The sequence below is a fragment of the Achromobacter sp. 10T422 genome, from assembly GCF_056394065.1.
In genome coordinates this window covers 269,516-287,685 of the sequence record NZ_JBFTHD010000004.1, presented here as the reverse complement: position 1 = coordinate 287,685, position 18,170 = coordinate 269,516, and the positions used below count along the sequence as shown (strand labels likewise).

Genomic DNA, 18,170 nt, shown 5'->3' with positions numbered 1-18,170 from the left:
CAGGGACAGAGGCAGGGACAGCGGCAGGGGCAGCGGCAAGGACAGCAGCAAGGACAGCGGCAGGGGCAGCGGCAAGGGCAGCGGCAGTAACGTTTGGCGCGGCCTTACTTGCCGGTGCCGAACGTCACGGTGTCGCCCGAACGGCGGCCTAGCGTAGACATCAATCCATCCAGCGCTGCCCGTTGTGCTTCATTGGCCGACGCCGCGTAGGTGGCCTGGCCTTCGAAGCTGACGCCGCGCGCACCGGCATTGCCTTGTCCCGTGACGGTCAGCAAGCCGTTTTCGGTGGTGAGCGCCAGCGTCGCACCTGCCTTGCCCGCACCTTGCACGCGCAGCAGATACGTGCCAACGGGCGTGACAGAGGTCAGCGCGGTGCCGGCATTGCGCCAGCGCAGGTCGGCAATGGGGCCGGCCGGCAAGTCACCGCCCAGCCGCAACGCCTGCCAGTTGATTTCCAGCATGCCTTCGGGCGCCAGCGTGTTCCACGGCGCGCCAAGCGCAGGCAGCACGGACGCAGGCACGCGCAACGACTGCGCCGGCACCGACAGGCCATTCCAGCTGACCCGCGCACGCAGCGGCCCTTGCAGCCAGGGGTGAGTAACCTCTAGCGCCATCGTGTCCCAACGCCATTGCCACTGCACGGCTTGCGGCAGCACGCGCTGTGCGCCTTGAGGCCCAAGCGCAATCCAGGCGCTGCCGCGCCATAAGGTGCCGCTGGCATCGGCCAGCGCAACGACGGACGCGTCCGATTGCAACGCCAGCAGCCAGCGCGCGGGCAGCACGCTGACGCCAGCCGCCACGGCGCATGCCGCGCCGGCCAGCCAGAGCGCGGCGGTACGTCTGTTCAAGCGGGGTATCGGCATCAGCGGGCTCCTGCCTTGTCGGGCAGCGCCAACGTCACGCGGCCGTTGACCAAGCCGGGCAGCGGCCTGCCGTTCGGATTGGCGGCGCGCGTGAGCGCCACGTTCTGCGTGGCCAAGCCCCAATCGCGGCCCGCGCCATCCAGCCAGCGCAGCAGCGCGGAAGACGGCGCCTGGTTCAACGTCAGTTGCACGCCGGTTCCGGTTTCCGCTTGCGCCAGCGTCCACATGCCCGCGGGCAGCCCCGCGCGCTCCAGGCTCGCGCCGAGTTCGGCGGGGGATGGCATCGAGGCCGACGGCGCTGCCGAGCGCTGGCGCAATGTGCGCGCCTGGGTGGTCAGGTCGGCCACGGTGGCGGCCTGGCCGCGCAACACGGGCAGTTCGGCCTGTAGCTTGCGCATCGTGTTCAAGGGCGGCTCGATCAGCGTCACGAACACCACCGCAGCGCCCAGCAGCGCGGCGGCGCCCGTCACCAGACGCCGTTCGCGCGGCGCCAGGGCCAGATACCGCTGCCGCGCGCGGGCAAGCGCCGGGTCGATGGGTTTGCGCAGGGATTGCCAGGCGGCTTGCAGGCGCAGAATCGATGAATGAATGCGTGGCGAAGTCATGGTTGCTTGCGCAGGATGCGCCAGGTGTTGTCGGTGTCACCCCGTTCCAGCTTCAGGCCGAGCGCGGCGGCTTGCTGGATCAGCGCGGGGGTTTCGGCGACGCGTTGGGCTTTGTCGTCGGCGTCCGCCAGTTGCAGCGTCAGCGCCTGATCGGCGTAGGTCAGCTTTGCGACCTTGTCGGCTGCGAACGGCAGCGTTTGCGCAGCGGCGCGCGCCAGCGGCAGGAAGTCCGCTGCGCTGGCGGCACCCCGATTGGCTTGCAGCGCGTCCAAGCCTTGCTGCGCCTGGCGCGGCGGGTCCAGCACCACGGGCAAGTCAGGAAAGGCGGCCAGCACCTGCTGGCGCATGCCGGCTTTCAACGTGTCGGCTTCGGCGTTCAACTGAGAGGCATGGATGTTCAGGCCTGCGATCCAGACCACCGCCGCCGCCGCGCCCCAGCGCCACACCGGCCGCCAGCGCGACACGCGGGCGGGCGCCAACTGCGGCATGGCAAGCGACCACGACGGCGACGGCGCTTGCCAGCGCGGGTCGGCCGGGTCGCGTAGCGGAAGCGATGACGGGGGCGCCAGCGTTTGCGGCGCGATCAACGCGTAAGCGCGCAGGCCATGCGCGTTAAGCAGGCTCCAGGCGCGGCGCACGGGTTCGCGTGGGGACCAGGCCAGCGCGACGCTGCCATCGGCGGCACGTGGGCCAAACCCGATCGCCAACGCATCCAGGTCGCTCAACACCAGCGGTTCCAGCGCGCTGTGAACTGCCGCGGCGTAGCGGGCGCGCGCCACGGCGGGAATCTGCACCGTCGTGGCGATGACATCGGCGGGATGCAGTACCGCTTCGCATGTGGCGTTGGGATAGGCGTTGCCCAGCGCGCGCAAGGTCAGCTCGCCTTGCTGCGCGCAACGTCCGCGCCGGTCGAACCAGGCAAAGGGCAGGGGCGAGTCGGCGGTGAACTCGTCCAAGGCCGGAAGCGCAATGCGCAGGGAATTTTTCAAGGGTTCTCTCTTGTCCAGATCGTGTCGGGCGCGGCGGGCGGGGCGCTGCGCACCAGGGCTTGCATCGACACCCGGGCGCGTTCATAGACCACGGTGCCGCTTGCCATGAACCAGCCACTGGCGGTGGTGACGGTGGGCGCAGCGCCTTCGATACCCGTGCCAGCCAGGCGGTTGGCGAAGTCGCCGGCGTTGTTGAACCAGTTGCCGCGGTCGCGCTCGCCGGTCATGGCGCGCGCCTGGGCAAGCGACAGGCCAGGCACCAGCGCCGCGATGACTTCGGCGGGCGCGGTGTTGACGTTGACGCTGGTGGCGGTGGGCAGCACGGTCATCGTGCGGCGCATTTCGTTGCGCTCGGGCGTGTCCAGACCCAGCTGCGCGGCAATTTCATCTACGCCGCGCGGCAGCGGCGCGCGCGCATCGGGCGTGGCCGTAGGTTGGCCGTTGGGGGATGACGGCGCATCGGCCGCCAGCGCAGGGGGCTGGGCGGCGGCGATGATGTCGATCAGGTGGGCGGCCAGCGTGTCGGGCAGTTGCTGCACATTCAGCAAGCGGCGCAGCACTTTTTCCTGCTCGGGCTGCGGCACGCCATTGCGCGCCAGATTGCTCAGGTTGTACTTGCCCTGTTCGTCTTGCACGCGGCCCGAGAACACGGCCACGCGGTCGTCGCCCGGCCGTTCGATACGGGTGTCGAGCACAGGCGTCGCCCAGATCTGATCGCCGCGCGTCGTGGATTCACGCTTGCCGTGGTCGCGGATGACCAGGCGCGCCCAGTCGATGCCGCCCGCCAGCATCACGCGCGCCTGCACACGCGACAGCTCGTTTTCCATGCGGCGGGTGCTGGCGGTCTGGCGCTGGAACAGGCTGGTCGTCAGCGCGGCCACGATGGCCACGATGATCAGCGCGCTGATGACCGCGGCGCCACGCTCGCGGAGCGAGGGGGAGCGCGATGGTTGGCGTGATGTCGGCTGCGCGGGTGAGGGCGATGATAGTCGCGAAGGCGGACGCAACGCCGTGCGCGATGATTGGCTCGTCATGGCAGCTCCAGGATGCGCGTGTAGCGTTGCGGCGGCGCGGCCGCGCCGCGTTCCAAGGTGATTTCGATGCCGGTGGGCGCGGTGCCAAAGCTGGCGTTGACGTCGACCCAGCCGGTGCCGGGCACCCAGGCGCGCACGCTCAGCACCCGCACCCCCGGCAACAGCAGCACGCCATTCACGGCAGCCGGAAGCGGGCTGCGCGGGGCGGCCGGCCCGCTGGCGCGCCACAATCCATCTGCCCGCACTTGCCACTGCACGCGCTGCCACAGGCCGTTGCCATCGGCATCGGGACGCAGCAGTTCCAACGTCTGGCCGCCGCTGGTTCGCCGCAGCAGGCGCAGGCCGCTGGTCAAGGCCAGGGCGTCTTTGCCCGGCGAATCAAAACTTGGGCCGGTGTAAGACAGCTCTACATCGCGCGCCATCTGGCCCAGCGTACGCACGATGGCGTCGGTGTCTTCGGCCTGCTGTTCGATCCAGTCGCGTGCGTTTGACACACTGGCCAGCCCGCGCCAGGCCATCAGGCTCACCAGCGCCATCAGCGCCAGCGCCACCAGCACTTCAATCAGCGTAAAGCCGCCCTGCGCACGGCGGGCGGGAGTTGGGAACGCGCGGTGCATCGTCATCGCAGGCTGGACAGCAGCCCGTCCAGTTGCAGCAGCACGGCGTCGGGCCGGGGCGAGGCCGTGTCATGCACGTTGACCGACACCTGACGGAAGCTGCGGTTCATGGAATTGGTAAAGACCAGTTCGCATTGCAGCGCGCGCCCGCCTTGCGGGCAGGGCACCGTCTGCGAACCGGCGCGCGGCAGGCTTTGCTCCAGCCGCAGTTGCGTGAGCGCGTTCTGCGCGGCCAGCAAGGCCAGCGTCTTGTCCTGCAAGGCGCGATTGTTGGCCGACATCACGCCCGTCGCGCGCAGCGCGGCCGCCATCGCAACGGCAATGATGGCCAGCGCCACCAGCACTTCAATCAGGGTGAAGCCACGCTGGCGATCAGCGGGGCGGGGCGGTTCAGCGGATGTCATAGCGGCCGGAGGCGTCGCGTTGCAAGGTGACGGTGGCGTCCCCCGCGCGCAGGGTCAGCGTGATCGGGTCGGCAACCCATTCGGTGTTGAAGACAAGCGGGCGGTCAGGGGTCAGGCGCAGTTGCACCACGCCCGCCTGCCAGGATTGCGGGCGCAGCATCTCGTCGTGCTCCAGGCGGTCAACCGGCACGGGCACGTCTTCCTGTGCGCTGGGGCCGGGCAAGCGGCCCGCGCGTTCAAACGACCAGCCCTGGTCATTCGCCAGCCACCGGATGGCGCGGCCATCGCTGCGGGCTTCGCTTTGCGCCACGGTGAACGCGTCCGCCAGGCGCTGCGCGTCGGCCCGCAGGCCGTTGTCGCGCTTGCCGATGGACAGGCTCACCATGCTGGCGGCAATGGCCACGATCACCAGCACCACCAGCACTTCAACCAGCGTGAAGCCGCGCTCAGAGTTCCCAGGAACCGATGTCGGCATCGCCGTTTTCGCCCCCGGGCTTGTTGTCGGCGCCGAACGAGAACACATCGATATCGCCCTTCACGCCGGGGCTCAGGTACTGATAAGGATGACCCCAGGGGTCATTGGGCAGCTTGTCCAGATAGCCACGCCAGTTGTTGGCGCCATCCGGCTTTTCCGCCAGCGCGCGCAGACCCTGCGCGGTTGTGGGGTAACGCCCGTTATCCAGCCGGTACAGCTTGAGCGCCTGCATGATGCCCCCGATATCCTGGCGCGCGGCCACCTGCCGTGCCTGATCAGGGCGATCCAGCACGCGCGGCACAATCAGGGCCGCCAGAATCCCCATGATCACAATTACCACCATGATCTCGATCAGGGTGAAACCTTGCTGGCGGGCAAGCCCGCGCGGTAACTGACGCACTTTACAACTCCGGTCTTTCGGTAGAAGCCCGGAATTGTGGACATGAAATATGACAGTAATGCGGTGCGAATCGGCCGGCCTGCTACCATGGCCCTTCTACAAGGAGCGGTAATGGCTACAAAAGAGAAGTCTTCGACTGGTTTGGCGGCGTTGGTTGAAAAGGCGCTTCAACAGAAGAAGCTGGCTGCCGCCACGCAGAAGCCGACGGGATCATCCCTGTCGAACATGGCGGGACGCAAGCAAATGGGCCGGCCCGCTGGCCGCAAACGCTGATTGGCAGATTGGTTTGCGGATTGAAGGGCGCTTGAAAGGACGCGCCGCCTGATCCGCATAGACGGGGCTTTGAAGAACGCATCGTTCGACGACGCATCGTTCAACTAAGCATCGTTCAACCAAGCATCGTTCAACCAAGCAACGTTCAACTAAGCATCGTTCTACGACGCAAGGTTCGACCACTCAGCATTTAATTCACCTGCGCAATTCCCGCCGGCGCTACCAACGCGGCGGGGGTGGCCAGGCGATTCATTCTTCCCCCCTGTTCTACCGTCACGGCGTCCACGGCGATATCGCGCAACACGATACCCGGGGCGACTTCATCGCCTGTGCGCCACGCCAATGGCGGGCCGCCATCCACGCTTAGCACGGCCGCGCCATCGGGTCCGGCTGCGATCAAGCCCAGCACGCTGATCTGCGTGCGCATCACTTCGTCTTTGCCGAACCATAACGCTACCGGCGTGTTGTCGGCCGCGCGCGGCGCGCTGGCGGATACTGCGGGCGGCAGCGGGCCGGGGCGTGGGGCCAGCAGAATGGACGCCCACACGCCCACGCCAGCGGCGAAAGCCAGCACGGCAAGGACGCGCAGCGCGGCGGGTGCGGAGGGCAGGGCGGGGCGGAAAGACAGCGGCATGGGGCAGCGACGGCGCAAAAGAGGAAGCGAAAGAGGAAGCGAAAGAGGAAACGAAAGCAAGGCGAAAAGCGACGCGCCCGACTATAGCGGTTGTTCATGACAAGCCCGCGATGGTCTTTTGTTTCTGGATTCAGGTTCTGTACAGCTTTCTGTCATTGGCCTTACACGGCGCTTATCCAGAATGCGGTCACGCTTGGGCTTAACAGCCGGGCATTCATTCGATCCAACTGGGAACCCGCATGCAAGACACGAATCAAGCCAATCGCCGCCGACTCCTGAAGATGCTGGGAGGCGCGCCGATGCTGCCGATTGGCGGCGTCAGCATGGCTGCGCTGCTGGCCGGCTGTAATTCGAGCGATGACGATGATGACTCGTCCACCCCGCAGCCCAACCCTGATCCCAATGCGCCCGTGACGCCCGGTACGCCGGTGACGTTCACGTCGGCCTCGTTCACGCCGATGGCCGCGCCCACGCTTGCCAACCCGGAACTGATGGCGCGCACGACGGTGAGCTCGGCCCTGTCGCTGACGTTCAGCGATGGGTCCAAGCGCACGGTTGAGCTGGGCTACGAGCCGTTCTTCATGACGGGCGATACCGTGCCGGACGGCAAGGGCGGCACGATGGTCGCGGGCGGCTACTTCAACCTGGCCGGCGCGCCCATCATGGACAACTCGGTGCCCGCCAAGGCGCGCCAGTTTTTCTCGAACTGTCCGGATGGCACGTCGCTTCTGGCTTTGTCGGCGCCCACGACGGTGCCCGGCGTTGCTGGCAACGCTGTCTACGCCGTGGTGCAGTTCGAATACCAATCGATGGACCAGGCCGGCAATGACATGTATGGCCTCTTGCCGTCGCCGATTGCCGTGCTGACGCTGTCGCAAGACCCGAACACGGGCAAGCTCAGCCTGGTGAAGTACAGCAACGTGGATACGTCGTCGGTGCATGGCCTGTGGATCACCTGCGGCGCCAGCCTGTCGCCGTGGGGCACGCATTTGTCCAGCGAAGAATACGAGCCGGACGCCACCACCGCCCGCACCACGCCGTCGTTCCAGACCTACAGCTTGAACGTCTACGGCGATGCCACCAAGGCCAATCCGTACCACTACGGCCACATGCCCGAAGTGACGGTGCTGCCGGACGGCACCGGCACGATCAAGAAGCACTACTGCATGGGCCGCATCTCGCACGAGCTGGTGCAGATGATGCCTGATCAGCGCACCGCGCTGATGGGCGACGACGCCACCAACGGCGGTCTCTTCATGTTCGTGGCCGATCGCAAGGCGGACCTGTCGGCCGGCACGCTGTACGTGGCGCAATGGACGCAGACCTCGGGCACGGGCCCGGGCGCCGGCACGCTGAAGTGGATCAAGCTGGGCCACGCCACCAGCGCCGAAGTCAAGGAACTGGCTGACCAACTGACGGCCGCCGACATCATGGACGTGCGCACCATTGACCCGACTGACGGCTCGTTTACGAAGATCCGCTACAGCGGCAAGGACAACTGGGTGAAGCTGCAACCCGGCCGCCGCCAAGCCGCGGCCTTCCTGGAAACGCACCGCTATGCGGCGATGGTGGGCGGCACGCTGGCCTTCACCAAGATGGAAGGCACCACCGTCAACGCCAAGGACAAGATTGCCTACAGCGCGATGTCGCGTATTGAATCGTCGATGATCGACGGCAAGGTTGCGGGCCTGAAGGTCGAAGCGAACTCCGCTGGCGCGGTGTACCAGCTGCACATGAAGGCGGGCCAGGTGGATACCGACGGCAGCGCGATCGACAGCGAATGGGTGCCGGTGGACATGGGCGCCGTGACCGAGCTGATCGGCAAGCCCCTGGCCACGCCGGATGCGCTGGGCAACACGCACAACGCCGATTTCATCTCGAACCCCGACAACCTGAAGTTCTCGGAAAAGCTGCGCACGCTGTTCGTGGGCGAAGACAGCGGCGGCCACGTGAACAACTTCATGTGGGCGTACAACGTGGACACCAAGGCGCTGTCGCGCTTGCTGTCCTGCCCGGTGGCGGCAGAATCCACCGGCTTGCAAGCGGTGGACGAGATCAACGGCTGGACCTACATCACCAGCAATTTCCAGCACGCGGCCGACTGGGGCAGCGTGCACGCGGTGGTGCGTCCCACGCTGGAACCGCTGGTCAAGGCCAACTACAAGGACGGCTTCGGCGCAGCGGTGGGGTATCTGACGGGCGTGAAGATCGGCGCATAGGACCACGCATAAGACCGCGCAAAGGATCTCGCACAGGACCGCGCAAAACACCGCGCATAGGACCGCGCATAAGACCGGAACTCCGGCAGCGCAATGCGGCCTTGGCCCTGTCGGGTTGACGCCGTGATATCAGGGGACCGGCTTGCCGGTCCCCTGATGCATTTTTAGCCCCGGCGTTGGCAGATCAGATGCCGGCAGGGACTCATTACATGCGTGTAACGGCGCACGCGGCCCCGAGGGCTGCCTCCTACACTCGGCGTCGAAGGCCGCGCCTCCGGCGCTCGGCCTCGCAGTTGCCCCACGTGTTGTCTCAGTTTTTTCACTGTTGGTTCGTTACCGCAAGGAGCGTACACATGAAAGATCCAAGCCATCCCGATCGCCGCCGAGTCCTCAAGATGCTGGGTGCTTTGCCGATGCTGCCAGTGGGCAGTACGGGCATCGCGGGCATCGCCGCGTTGCTGTCAGGCAGCCAGTCCGGCGCGTCCGCCGCCCATCAACCTGCCACCTTCCTGTCCGCCGAATTCATCTCGATGCCCGCGCCCACACTGGCCGACCCGCAACAGCTGGCCCGCACGACGGTCGAGTCGGCGATGGACCTGGTGTTCAGCGACGGCTCGCGCCGCCGCGTGCAACTGGGCTACGAGGCGTTCTTCATAACGGGCGATGCCGTACCTGATGGCCGCGGCGGCACGGTTATCGCGGGCGGCATCTACGACATCCACGGCGCGCCCATCCTGGACCGCTCGGTGCGCGGCCGCACGCGCCCGTTTTTCTCGGACTGTCCCGATGGCATGTCCTTGCTGACGCTGGACCGGTCCGAAGGCGAAGCCGACGGTGCGACCGGGCCGCCCGCGCGCACCGTGTACGCGGTGGTGCAGTTTGAATACGTCACGCGCAACCAAGCGGGCGCCGACATGTGGGTGCGGCTGCCGTCGCCGATGGCGGTGCTGACCTTGTCGCAAGATCTGGCTACCGGCAAGCTCAGCCTGGTGAAGTACAGCAATGTGGACACCGCGCCGGTACACGGCTTGTGGAACACCTGCGGCGCGAGCCTGTCGCCCTGGAACACCCACTTGTCCAGCGAAGAGTACGAACCCGACGCCACCACGGCGCACGCGTCCGAATCGTTTCGCGACTTCAGCGGCCATGTGTTCGGCGATGCCAAAAAAGCCAACCCCTATCACTACGGCCATCTGCCAGAGGTAACCGTGCATGCCGACGGCACGGGCACGGTCAAGAAACACTATTGCCTGGGGCGTATCTCGCACGAGCTGGTGCAGGTCATGCCCGACCAGCGCACCGCACTGATGGGCGACGACGCCACCAACGGCGGCCTCTTCATGTTCGTGGCCGACCGCAAGGCGGACTTGTCGTCCGGCACCTTGTACGTAGCGCGCTGGACGCAAACCTCCGGCGTCGGCCCCGGGGCGGCCACGCTTACCTGGATTCGATTGGGCCACGCGACCAGTGATGAGATCGAAGACATGGCCGGCCAGCTTACCGCCGCCGACATCATGGACGTGCGCACGCAAGACCCTGCAAACGCCGCCTACACGCGTATTCGTTTTGACGGCAAAGACAACTGGGTCAAACTGCATCCCGGACGCCGGCAGGCCGCTGCCTTTCTGGAAACGCATCGCTACGCGGCGCTTGCCGGCGGCACGCTGGCGTTCTCGAAGATGGAAGGCACGACGGTGAACGCGCGGGACAAGATCGCGTACACGGCCATGTCGCACATTGAATCTTCCATGACCGACGGCACCTCGCCGCACCTGCATGTGCAAGGCCCGGAAGCGGGCGCGGTGTATCAGATGCGCATGATGGCCGGGCAGGCGGACACCCAGGGGCGGGCGATTGCCAGCGATTGGGTGCCCGTGGACATGGCCGCCGTGCCAGAGCTGGTGGGCGAAATGCTGCCGCAGCCCGATGCATTGGGCAACCGCCATCACACCGAGCGGGTGTCAAACCCCGACAACCTGAAGTTCTCGGAAACGCTGCGCACGCTGTTCGTGGGCGAAGACAGCATGGGGCGCATCAACAGTTTCCTGTGGGCGTTCAACGTGGACACCCGCGTGTTGTCGCGCGTGCTGGCTTGCCCCGTGGCTGCGGAATCTACCGGCCTGCATGCGGTGGATGAGATCAACGGCTGGACATACATCACCAGCAGTTTTCAGCACACGGCTGACTGGCACCCCGTGCATGCCACGGTACGGCCGGTGCTGGAACCGCTGGTGAACGCCCGCTACCGCAACGGTTTTGGTGCGTCGGTAGGCTATCTGACCGGGGTGAAAATCACCCCTTGATTCACACGCGCAAGACAGCATGAAGGGTTGCGCAAAAGAATCCTGATTCGACGATCAATCTTTCTGCCCTTTGTTTCATGGGTCTTTCACGTTGGGCCGCCACTATGTGCCCAGCGAAAAACCCTGTTCATGAAACGAGAAGAGAAGATGCAAGCATCGAATTGGAGAAGATGGTGCGCCATGTTGCTGGCCACCAGCGCATTGGCGGGCTGTGGGGGCAGCGATGACGACGGCGAGGACGCGACCCCCGCTCCGCCGACGCAGCCGCCCGTTACCGAGCCGGGGCAGGCCAAGGTCGACAAGGTGTTGTTCATTGGTGTCGACGGCCTGACCTATGACGCCATGCGTCGCGGCGTGGCGGACAAGACGCTGCCGAACATTGGCCAGTTAACCGCCACGCGCGCCTGGACGGGCGGCGTCACGGGCAGTGTGACGCAGCAGGCCACGCTGGCCGCGCCCGGCTGGGCGACGCTGCTCTCGGGCCAGTGGGCCGACGTGCATGGCGTGCGGTCTAATGCCGCGGGCCAGGCGCTGAAGGCGGCCAGCCTGTTCCAGCTTGTGAAGACGGCGCATCCTGAGGCGCGCACCGCCGGCGCGTTCAACTCGCCCTTGCTGGCCGGCCTGGTGGGCAGCGACCGCGACGCCGGTTACCTGCAAGCCTTGACCGATTGCGCAGGCGTGGACGATTGCGTCGCCACCCAGGCGCGCGACCGCATCACGGAAGGCTATGACTTGGTGGTGGCGCAGTTCGGCGCGCCGGAACGCGCGGCGTCCGATAACGGCTTTGGCGCCAACTACGACGCAGTCATCCGCCAGACGGACGCGGCCGTGGGCGTGCTGGCCAAGCAGATCGCCGACCGCCGTGCCGAACACCCGAACGAAAACTGGCTGATGGTGGTGGCGTCCAGCCACGGCCTGGGCAAGACGGGCGTGGGCGACGGCCTGCCGCTGTCGGCCAACAAGACCATCGTGCTGGCCTCGAACCAGCCGGCGATGTTGGGCGGCACCGCGGACGACGCCTCGTTTGATGGCGTGTGGGACAACAATTGGTACGCGCTGCCCAGCGCTGCGGATGTGGCGCCCACGGTGCTGGCGCACTTGAGCGCGCTGCCCCCCGCAGGCCAGTACGACATGGCCGGCACGTCGCTGTCTGAAACCTTGGCGGTGCGCCGTGTTCAAGCGCGCACGTCCATGGACAACAAGACCGTGACCTTGTCGTGGGTGCGCGTGGGCGAGCCCGATGGCGACATCGTGGTCAGCCGCGATGGCGTTGAAGTGGCCCGCCTGCCCGGCACCGCCACGGACTATGCCGATACCGGCTTCACCTTCGACACCGAAGGCGTGCACACGCTGAACTACAGCGTGTCGGCCGGCCGCGCCGTCAGCGCCACGCGCGCTTCGGTGCTCTACGCCAAGCCCGTGCCGCTGCTGGCTTCCTTGCGTACTGGCCTGACGATGTTGTTCCCGTTCGAAGGCAATGTGACCGACCTGGCGGCAGGCGGCGGCGTCATCACGCCGTACGACGGTGCGCAGACCCCGGCGTTTGCGGATGCCGGCGTGTTCGGCAAGATGTTCCAGAACGAGCGCGGCTCGGCCGCCCTGGGCGCCTTCAAGCTGGACTACCCGGCAGGCATGCTGGACAGCGTGCAGGCGTTCACCATCGGCTTCTGGTATCAGTCGGACGGTACGGCAAACGACCGTTCCATTCTGGGCAACAAGGACTACAACTCCGGCGGCAACCCTGGCATCACCATCGCCCAGTGGGCCGGCCCCGAGCTGCGCTTCAACCTGGCGGGCGGCACGCGCGTCGATATCAACGGGGTGAAGTTCACGCCGAATAAGCCGGTCTACATCGCCATGGCCATCGACAAGACGGCCAAGACCATGACCGCCTACGTGTACGACAGTGAAATCGGCTTCTCGCGCCGCGTCACCGGCACGGCCGCGGTGAACCTGGCGCAGATCGCTGGCGTGTTCGGCCCGCACATTGGCCTGAACGAAGACGGCCGCGGCACCTACGGCATCTGCTGCGCCGGCACCAAAGGCCCGTACACGATGTATTTCGACGACCTGGCCTTCTGGTCCCGCGCGCTGACCGAAGACGAAGTGAAGTCGCTGGCCATGTCCGGCAAGTCCGTTTCCGAACTGTTTCCCTGATGTTTCCTGGATAGAAAAAACATGAGTCATTCCATGATCTTGCGCAACCTTCTGCGCGCTGGCGCGGTACTGATGCTGACCGCCACGCTGGCCGCCTGCGGCGGTGATGACGGCGACGACAGCACGCCGCCCGACAACGGCGGCGGCACCGAAACGCCCACGCCCACGCCCGTGCCGCCCACGCCGGCCAAGCCCGAACTGCGTTGCGCGCCTTGAGCCGCGCCTCTTACCGAGTCATAGGAAAAGCATCCGTGAAGTCCGAAAAAGACCCGATCCACGCCGGCAAGCGCCGCTTCCTGCGTAACGCCGCCGCTTCCACCGCCGGCCTGACCGCGCTGTCGATGTTCCCGCCCGCCATCCGCCGCGCGCTGGCCATTCCGGCCAACAACCGCACGGGCACCATCAACGACGTTGAACACGTGGTGATCCTGATGCAGGAAAACCGCTCGTTCGATATGTATTTCGGCACGTTCAAGGGCGTGCGCGGTTTTGGCGACCGCATCACGATTCCGCTGCCGCAGAACCGTTCGGTGTGGGAACAGACCAACGGCACCCGCGTGGTGATGCCGTATCACCTGGACAGCACGCAGGGCAACGCCCAGCGCGTGTCCGGCACGCCGCATGATTACGTGGACGCGCAGATGGCGTGGGACGGCGGCCGCATGGACCAGTGGCCGCGCTACAAGCAGAACCAGTCGATGGGCTACTACCGCCAGAAAGAGGTGGCGTTCCAGTTCTCGCTGGCCGAAGCCTTCACGCTGTGCGACGCCTATCACTGTTCGTCGCACGGCGGCACCAACACGAACCGCTTGTTCCACTGGACCGGCACGAATGATCCGCTGGCGCAGGGCAACGGCCCGTCGACCCGCAACCAGTGGGACAGCCTGGGTGCGTCCACCACCGGCTGGACGTGGATGACGTACCCGGAACGTCTGCAAAAGGCGGGCGTCAGCTGGAAGGTTTACCAGAACCTGCCCGAGAACTTTGGCGACAACCCGCTGGCCGGTTTCCAGCAATACCGCCGCGCCAACGAGCAGGCGGGCAACGCCGCCAGCGGTTCGCCGTACCCGGCCTGGACGCCCAGCATGGACGCCGCCAACCCCTTGTACAAGGGCACGGCCAACACCATGCCCGACGGCGGCTTCCTGCAATCGCTGCGCGACGACGTCAACAACGGCACCTTGCCGCAAGTGTCGTGGATCGTGGCGCCTGCCACGTATTCCGAGCACCCCGGCCCGTCCAGCCCCATCCAGGGCGCGTGGTACATCCAGGAAACGCTGGATGCGCTGACGTCGAACCCGGACGTCTGGAGCAAGACGGTGCTGTTGATCAACTTCGACGAAAACGACGGCTACTTCGACCACGTGCCGTCGCCCGCCGCCCCGTCGCTGAACGCGGATGGGTCGATGGCTGGTGCGTCCACCGTCAACACCGACCTGGATCGCCACACGCACGCGTCCGCTCAGGATGCGGCGGATAACCGCGTCTATGGCCCCGGCCCGCGCGTGCCGATGTATGTGGTGTCGCCGTGGAGCCGTGGCGGTTGGGTCAATTCCCAGGCGTTTGATCACACGTCGGTGCTGCGTTTCCTGGAAGCCCGTTTCGGCGTGGCGGAAGACAACATCAGCCCGTGGCGCCGTGCGGTGCTGGGCGACCTGACCTCGGCCTTCAACTTCGCCACGCCCAATGACGAGAAGCTGCCTGACTTGAATCTGTTGACCCGTTCGGGCTCGGACCAGGAACGCGCGGCGCAGGAAGCGCTGACCGCCGTGCCGCTGCCGGACACGACGACGCAGGCCAAGCCGGTGCAGGAAAAGGGCTACCGCTACGCGCGCGCCTTGCCGTACGAGCTGCACACCAGCGGCCGCAGCCAGCCCAGCACGGGCAACATGTGGCTGCTGTTTTCCAACACGGGCAAGCAGGCTGCCGTCTTCCATGTCTATGACCGCCTGCATCTGGACCGCCTGCCGCGCCGCTACACGGTGGAAGCGGGCAAGCAACTGGAAGGCAGCTGGGACACGGCCGCTGACGGCGGCAAGTACGACCTGTGGGTGCTGGGCCCCAACGGCTATCACCGCCACTTTGCCGGCGACCTGGCCTTGGCGCGCACGTCGCAGCTGGACCCGGAAATCCGCGTCTGCTACGACATCGCCAATGGCGACGTCTATGTCAGCTTCATCAACAGCGGCAAGGACGCCTGCACGTTCGAAGTCACGCCCAACGCTTACTACACCAACAATGAGCGGTGGACGCTGACGGTGCCGGCGGGCAGCAAGGTGGAACAGCACTGGGCGCTGGAAGCCAGCGGCCACTGGTACGACTTCACGGCCCGCCTGGCCGAAGACCCGTCGTACCTGCGCCGCTTCGCCGGCCACGTTGAAACGGGCAAGACGTCCATCACCGACCCGGCGATGGCGAGCTAAGCCCCAAGGGCGTAAGCCCTAAGCAGGTAAGCCTGAGCAGGTAAGCCCTGAGCAGGTACGCCCCCAGCATCAGGCGGTGGTTTGCGGTTCGCGCGCCCGGAAGGCCGTGGCGCACGCTTCGCAGATCGCCGCCGTGATGCTCTGGCGCGCGTGCTCGCGCCGTTCCAGCATGCCGATGGCCCGCGAAAGCGGGCCTAAGTCTTGGGGCAGCGTCAGAATCCGAAGTTCGGGGCTGTGTTGCCAGTTGGACCCGTTGATCAGCGGCAACAGGGTCACGCCGACCTCTTGGCGCACCAGCTCCACCAGCGTCTCGATGGCGTTGAGTTCCAGGAATTCGTTCAGCGGCACCGCCAGGCGCCGCAGCAGGCGGTCAATCTGCAAGCCCGTGCGTTGCGTGCGGTCAAAGCGCAGGAAGGGGTTGTTCGCCAGCACCTGACGGGCGTCCTTGCCCGTGGCGGATGCCGGCGCAATCACCACCAGCTGCTCTTCATATAGGGGAGTCCAGCGCGTGCTGGCCATCTTGCGGCCGGCTTCCACCAGAAAGGCCGCGTCCAGCTCGCCGTCTTCAACCTTGCCGGCCAGCTCGCTTGCCTTGCCCGACAGGATGCGCACGTCCAGCTTGGGGTGGGCTTTCTTCAAGCCCGACACCACCTTGGACAGCGTGCCCATGCACGACACGATGCTGCCCACCGAGACCGACCCGGCCAGTTCGCCCGGCACCGTGCGCGGCAGGCGCATTCGGTCGTATAAATCCAGTAAATGCTTGATTTCAGGTAGCAATTCCCGGCCGGCTGCGTTAAGAATGGCAAGTCGGCCGCTACGGTCGAAGAGTTCGCGCCCCAGCTCCGCTTCCAGCGAGCGCATTTGAAAGCTGACGGCGGCCTGGGTCAGCGCCACTTGCTCGGCCGCTTCGGAAAAAGAGCCATGGTGGGCAACCGCCAGAAACGTGCGCAAAAACCGGATGGTGCTCATAGCGATGACCCATAAAAATTTCTTTTATGACGGAACAAAAAATCAAATTGATTTAATTAGATCACGAGAGTACCTTCGCCTGCTTAACCCGATTTGACCCGTTCAGACCTGTTTAGAGACAAGCCACATGAAATCCTTCGACTGGGGCAACCCGTATCCTTCCGTTCGCATCCCGCTGTTTGCGCGCAACGTGGTGTCCACGTCGCATCCGCTGGCAGCCCAAGCCGGGTTGCGCATGCTGCTCAAGGGCGGCAACGCCGTGGACGCCGCCATTGCGGCCGCCGCCACGATCGTGCTGGTTGAACCGGTTTCCTGCGGCTTGGGCGGCGACTGCTTCGCCATCGTCTGGGACGGCAAGGAACTGCATGGTTTGAACTCGTCGGGCGTGGCTCCGGCGGCCTGGAACACCGCGTACTTCAAGGCGAAGTACGGCACAGGCCCCGACGGCCTGGCCATTCAGCCCAAGCGCGGCTGGGACGCCGTGACGGTGCCGGGCGTGGTGGCCGGATGGGCTGCCTTGCATGAAAAGCTGGGCAAGCTGCCGTTCGAACAACTGTTCGAACCCGCCATCGAAATCGCCGAGCGCGGCTACGCCGTGCCGCCGGTCGTGGCGCACAAGTGGGGCGCCGCCGCCGAAGAACTGAAGTCGCAGCCGGGCTACGCCCAGGCGTTCATGCCGGAAGGCCGCGCGCCCAAGGTTGGCGAACACTTCCGTTTCCCGGATGCCGCCAACACGCTGCGCCGCATCGCTGAATCCAAGGGCCGCGACTTCTATGAAGGCGAGCTGGCCGAACGGATCGCCGCCTTCAGCAAGGAATGCGGCGGCGCGATGACGCTGGAAGATCTGCGCAATTACCGTCCGGAATGGGTCAAGCCGATTTCCAAATCGTACCGTGGCTACGAACTGCACGAGATCCCGCCGAACGGGCAGGGCATTGCCGCGCTGATCGCGCTGGGCATCGTCGAACGCTTTGACATGTCTGACATTCCGGTGGATTCGGTGCAGTCGCAGCACATCCAGATCGAAGCCATGAAGCTGGCGTTTGCTGACCTGTATAAGTACGTGGCCGACCCGCGCGCCATGCAGGTGACGCCCGAGCAGATGCTGTCGGACGCCTACCTGGACAGCCGCGCCAAGCTGATCCGCCTGGATCAGGCCACGCACTTCGAAGCCGGCCGCCCGCATGCCGGCGGCACCATCTACCTGACCGCCGCCGACGAAAACGGCATGATGATCTCGTTCATCCAGTCCAACTACATGGGCTTTGGATCGGGCGTGGTGGTGCCGGGCACCGGCATCAGCATGCAGAACCGTGGCGTGGGTTTCTCGATGGACCCCAAGTCGGCGAACGTGGTCGAAGGCGGCAAGCGCCCGTTCCACACGATCATCCCGGGCTTCCTGACGCGCGGCGGCAAGCCGGTCATGAGCTTTGGCGTGATGGGTGGCGACATGCAGCCGCAAGGCCACATGCAGACCGTCGTGCGCATGATCGACTACCACCAGAACCCGCAGGCCGCGTGCTGCGCGCCGCGCTGGAAGGTCAACCGCGACTTCACGCTGGACATCGAAACCAATATGAAGGCGTCCACCATTGCAGGCTTGAAAGACCTCGGGCATGCTTTGAAGTCTGTTGACGATCCGTACATGGACTTTGGCGCGGGCCAGTTCATCTGGCGCATGTCGGAAAGCGACAACGAGCTGGGTTACGTCGCCGCCAGCGACAGCCGCCGCGACGGCCAGGCCGTCGGCTTCTAAGACGGCCATCCACATTCAAGCATCGCAAGCAACAAGGGGAAATAAC

17 protein-coding genes are annotated in these 18,170 nt (G+C 65.8%); 7 read left to right on the top strand and 10 right to left on the bottom strand.

All coding sequences use genetic code 11. The annotated features are described in order from the left end of the window. Window positions 1-104 precede the first annotated feature (104 nt). The 8 genes from AC1DB0_RS11895 to gspG are packed head-to-tail and all read right to left on the bottom strand — an operon-like array spanning window position 105 to window position 5,387. Entirely contained in the window at window positions 105-863 is a 759-nt protein-coding gene (locus AC1DB0_RS11895; RefSeq protein WP_447981447.1) for a type II secretion system protein N, read from the bottom strand. Then, window positions 863-1,468 (bottom strand): type II secretion system protein GspM, encoded by a 606-nt coding sequence (gene gspM / locus AC1DB0_RS11890; protein WP_054426104.1) that lies wholly within the window; start codon window positions 1,466-1,468, stop codon window positions 863-865. The genes AC1DB0_RS11895 and gspM overlap by 1 nt, the downstream gene beginning before the upstream one ends. Beyond that, entirely contained in the window at window positions 1,465-2,457 is a 993-nt protein-coding gene (gspL, locus tag AC1DB0_RS11885; protein ID WP_447981450.1) for a type II secretion system protein GspL, read from the bottom strand. Before gspL ends, gspM begins: the two co-directional genes overlap by 4 nt. Next, entirely contained in the window at window positions 2,454-3,491 is a 1,038-nt protein-coding gene (gene gspK, locus AC1DB0_RS11880) for a type II secretion system minor pseudopilin GspK (protein ID WP_245636410.1), read from the bottom strand. Before gspK ends, gspL begins: the two co-directional genes overlap by 4 nt. After that, window positions 3,488-4,114: a PulJ/GspJ family protein gene (locus AC1DB0_RS11875; protein ID WP_476756930.1), complete on the bottom strand. Its 627-nt coding sequence runs from the start codon at window positions 4,112-4,114 to the stop codon at window positions 3,488-3,490. The genes gspK and AC1DB0_RS11875 overlap by 4 nt, the downstream gene beginning before the upstream one ends. Further along, the gene (gene gspI, locus AC1DB0_RS11870) at window positions 4,111-4,512 is read right to left on the bottom strand and encodes a type II secretion system minor pseudopilin GspI (protein ID WP_054426100.1); all 402 of its coding nucleotides are present in this window, start codon (window positions 4,510-4,512) and stop codon (window positions 4,111-4,113) included. The genes AC1DB0_RS11875 and gspI overlap by 4 nt, the downstream gene beginning before the upstream one ends. Then, complete coding sequence (gene gspH, locus AC1DB0_RS11865) at window positions 4,499-4,987, bottom strand: type II secretion system minor pseudopilin GspH (protein ID WP_054426098.1); 489 nt, start codon at window positions 4,985-4,987, stop codon at window positions 4,499-4,501. Before gspH ends, gspI begins: the two co-directional genes overlap by 14 nt. Beyond that, a complete protein-coding gene (gene gspG, locus AC1DB0_RS11860; RefSeq protein ID WP_054426097.1) occupies window positions 4,959-5,387 on the bottom strand; it encodes a type II secretion system major pseudopilin GspG in 429 nt (142 codons plus the stop codon). Before gspG ends, gspH begins: the two co-directional genes overlap by 29 nt. 42 nt (window positions 5,388-5,429) lie before the next feature. Here gspG and AC1DB0_RS11855 point away from each other — a divergent pair, with 42 nt between their 5' ends. Next, window positions 5,430-5,660, top strand: coding sequence for a hypothetical protein (locus AC1DB0_RS11855; protein ID WP_342067412.1), 231 nt, complete (start codon window positions 5,430-5,432; stop codon window positions 5,658-5,660). A gap of 190 nt (window positions 5,661-5,850) precedes the next feature. On the opposite strand, the gene AC1DB0_RS11850 is transcribed toward AC1DB0_RS11855, so the two are convergent. Further along, window positions 5,851-6,294, bottom strand: a complete 444-nt coding sequence (locus AC1DB0_RS11850; RefSeq protein WP_054426095.1) for a general secretion pathway protein GspC — start codon at window positions 6,292-6,294, stop codon at window positions 5,851-5,853. A 239-nt stretch (window positions 6,295-6,533) separates the two neighbouring features. Between AC1DB0_RS11850 and AC1DB0_RS11845 the strand changes: the two genes are divergently transcribed. The 5 genes from AC1DB0_RS11845 (at window position 6,534) to AC1DB0_RS11825 (ending at window position 15,396) form a co-directional block, all read left to right on the top strand. After that, the gene (locus tag AC1DB0_RS11845) at window positions 6,534-8,513 is read left to right on the top strand and encodes a PhoX family protein (protein WP_476756929.1); all 1,980 of its coding nucleotides are present in this window, start codon (window positions 6,534-6,536) and stop codon (window positions 8,511-8,513) included. 353 nt (window positions 8,514-8,866) lie between these two features. Continuing rightward, entirely contained in the window at window positions 8,867-10,816 is a 1,950-nt protein-coding gene (locus tag AC1DB0_RS11840; protein ID WP_476756928.1) for a PhoX family protein, read from the top strand. A gap of 147 nt (window positions 10,817-10,963) precedes the next feature. After that, window positions 10,964-12,973 carry a LamG-like jellyroll fold domain-containing protein gene (locus AC1DB0_RS11835; protein WP_476756927.1) on the top strand — a complete coding sequence of 670 codons (2,010 nt, stop codon included), beginning with the start codon at window positions 10,964-10,966 and terminating at the stop codon, window positions 12,971-12,973. Between the two features lie 21 nt (window positions 12,974-12,994). Next, window positions 12,995-13,189 (top strand): hypothetical protein, encoded by a 195-nt coding sequence (locus AC1DB0_RS11830; RefSeq protein WP_054426089.1) that lies wholly within the window; start codon window positions 12,995-12,997, stop codon window positions 13,187-13,189. Between the two features lie 35 nt (window positions 13,190-13,224). After that, complete coding sequence (locus AC1DB0_RS11825) at window positions 13,225-15,396, top strand: phosphocholine-specific phospholipase C (protein WP_476756926.1); 2,172 nt, start codon at window positions 13,225-13,227, stop codon at window positions 15,394-15,396. Window positions 15,397-15,465: 69 nt separating this feature from the next. On the opposite strand, the gene AC1DB0_RS11820 is transcribed toward AC1DB0_RS11825, so the two are convergent. Beyond that, window positions 15,466-16,368 carry a LysR family transcriptional regulator gene (locus AC1DB0_RS11820; protein WP_054426085.1) on the bottom strand — a complete coding sequence of 301 codons (903 nt, stop codon included), beginning with the start codon at window positions 16,366-16,368 and terminating at the stop codon, window positions 15,466-15,468. A gap of 127 nt (window positions 16,369-16,495) precedes the next feature. On the opposite strand from AC1DB0_RS11820, the gene ggt reads away from it, so the two are divergent. Continuing rightward, window positions 16,496-18,124: a gamma-glutamyltransferase gene (gene ggt / locus AC1DB0_RS11815; protein WP_054426083.1), complete on the top strand. Its 1,629-nt coding sequence runs from the start codon at window positions 16,496-16,498 to the stop codon at window positions 18,122-18,124. Window positions 18,125-18,170 lie beyond the last annotated feature (46 nt).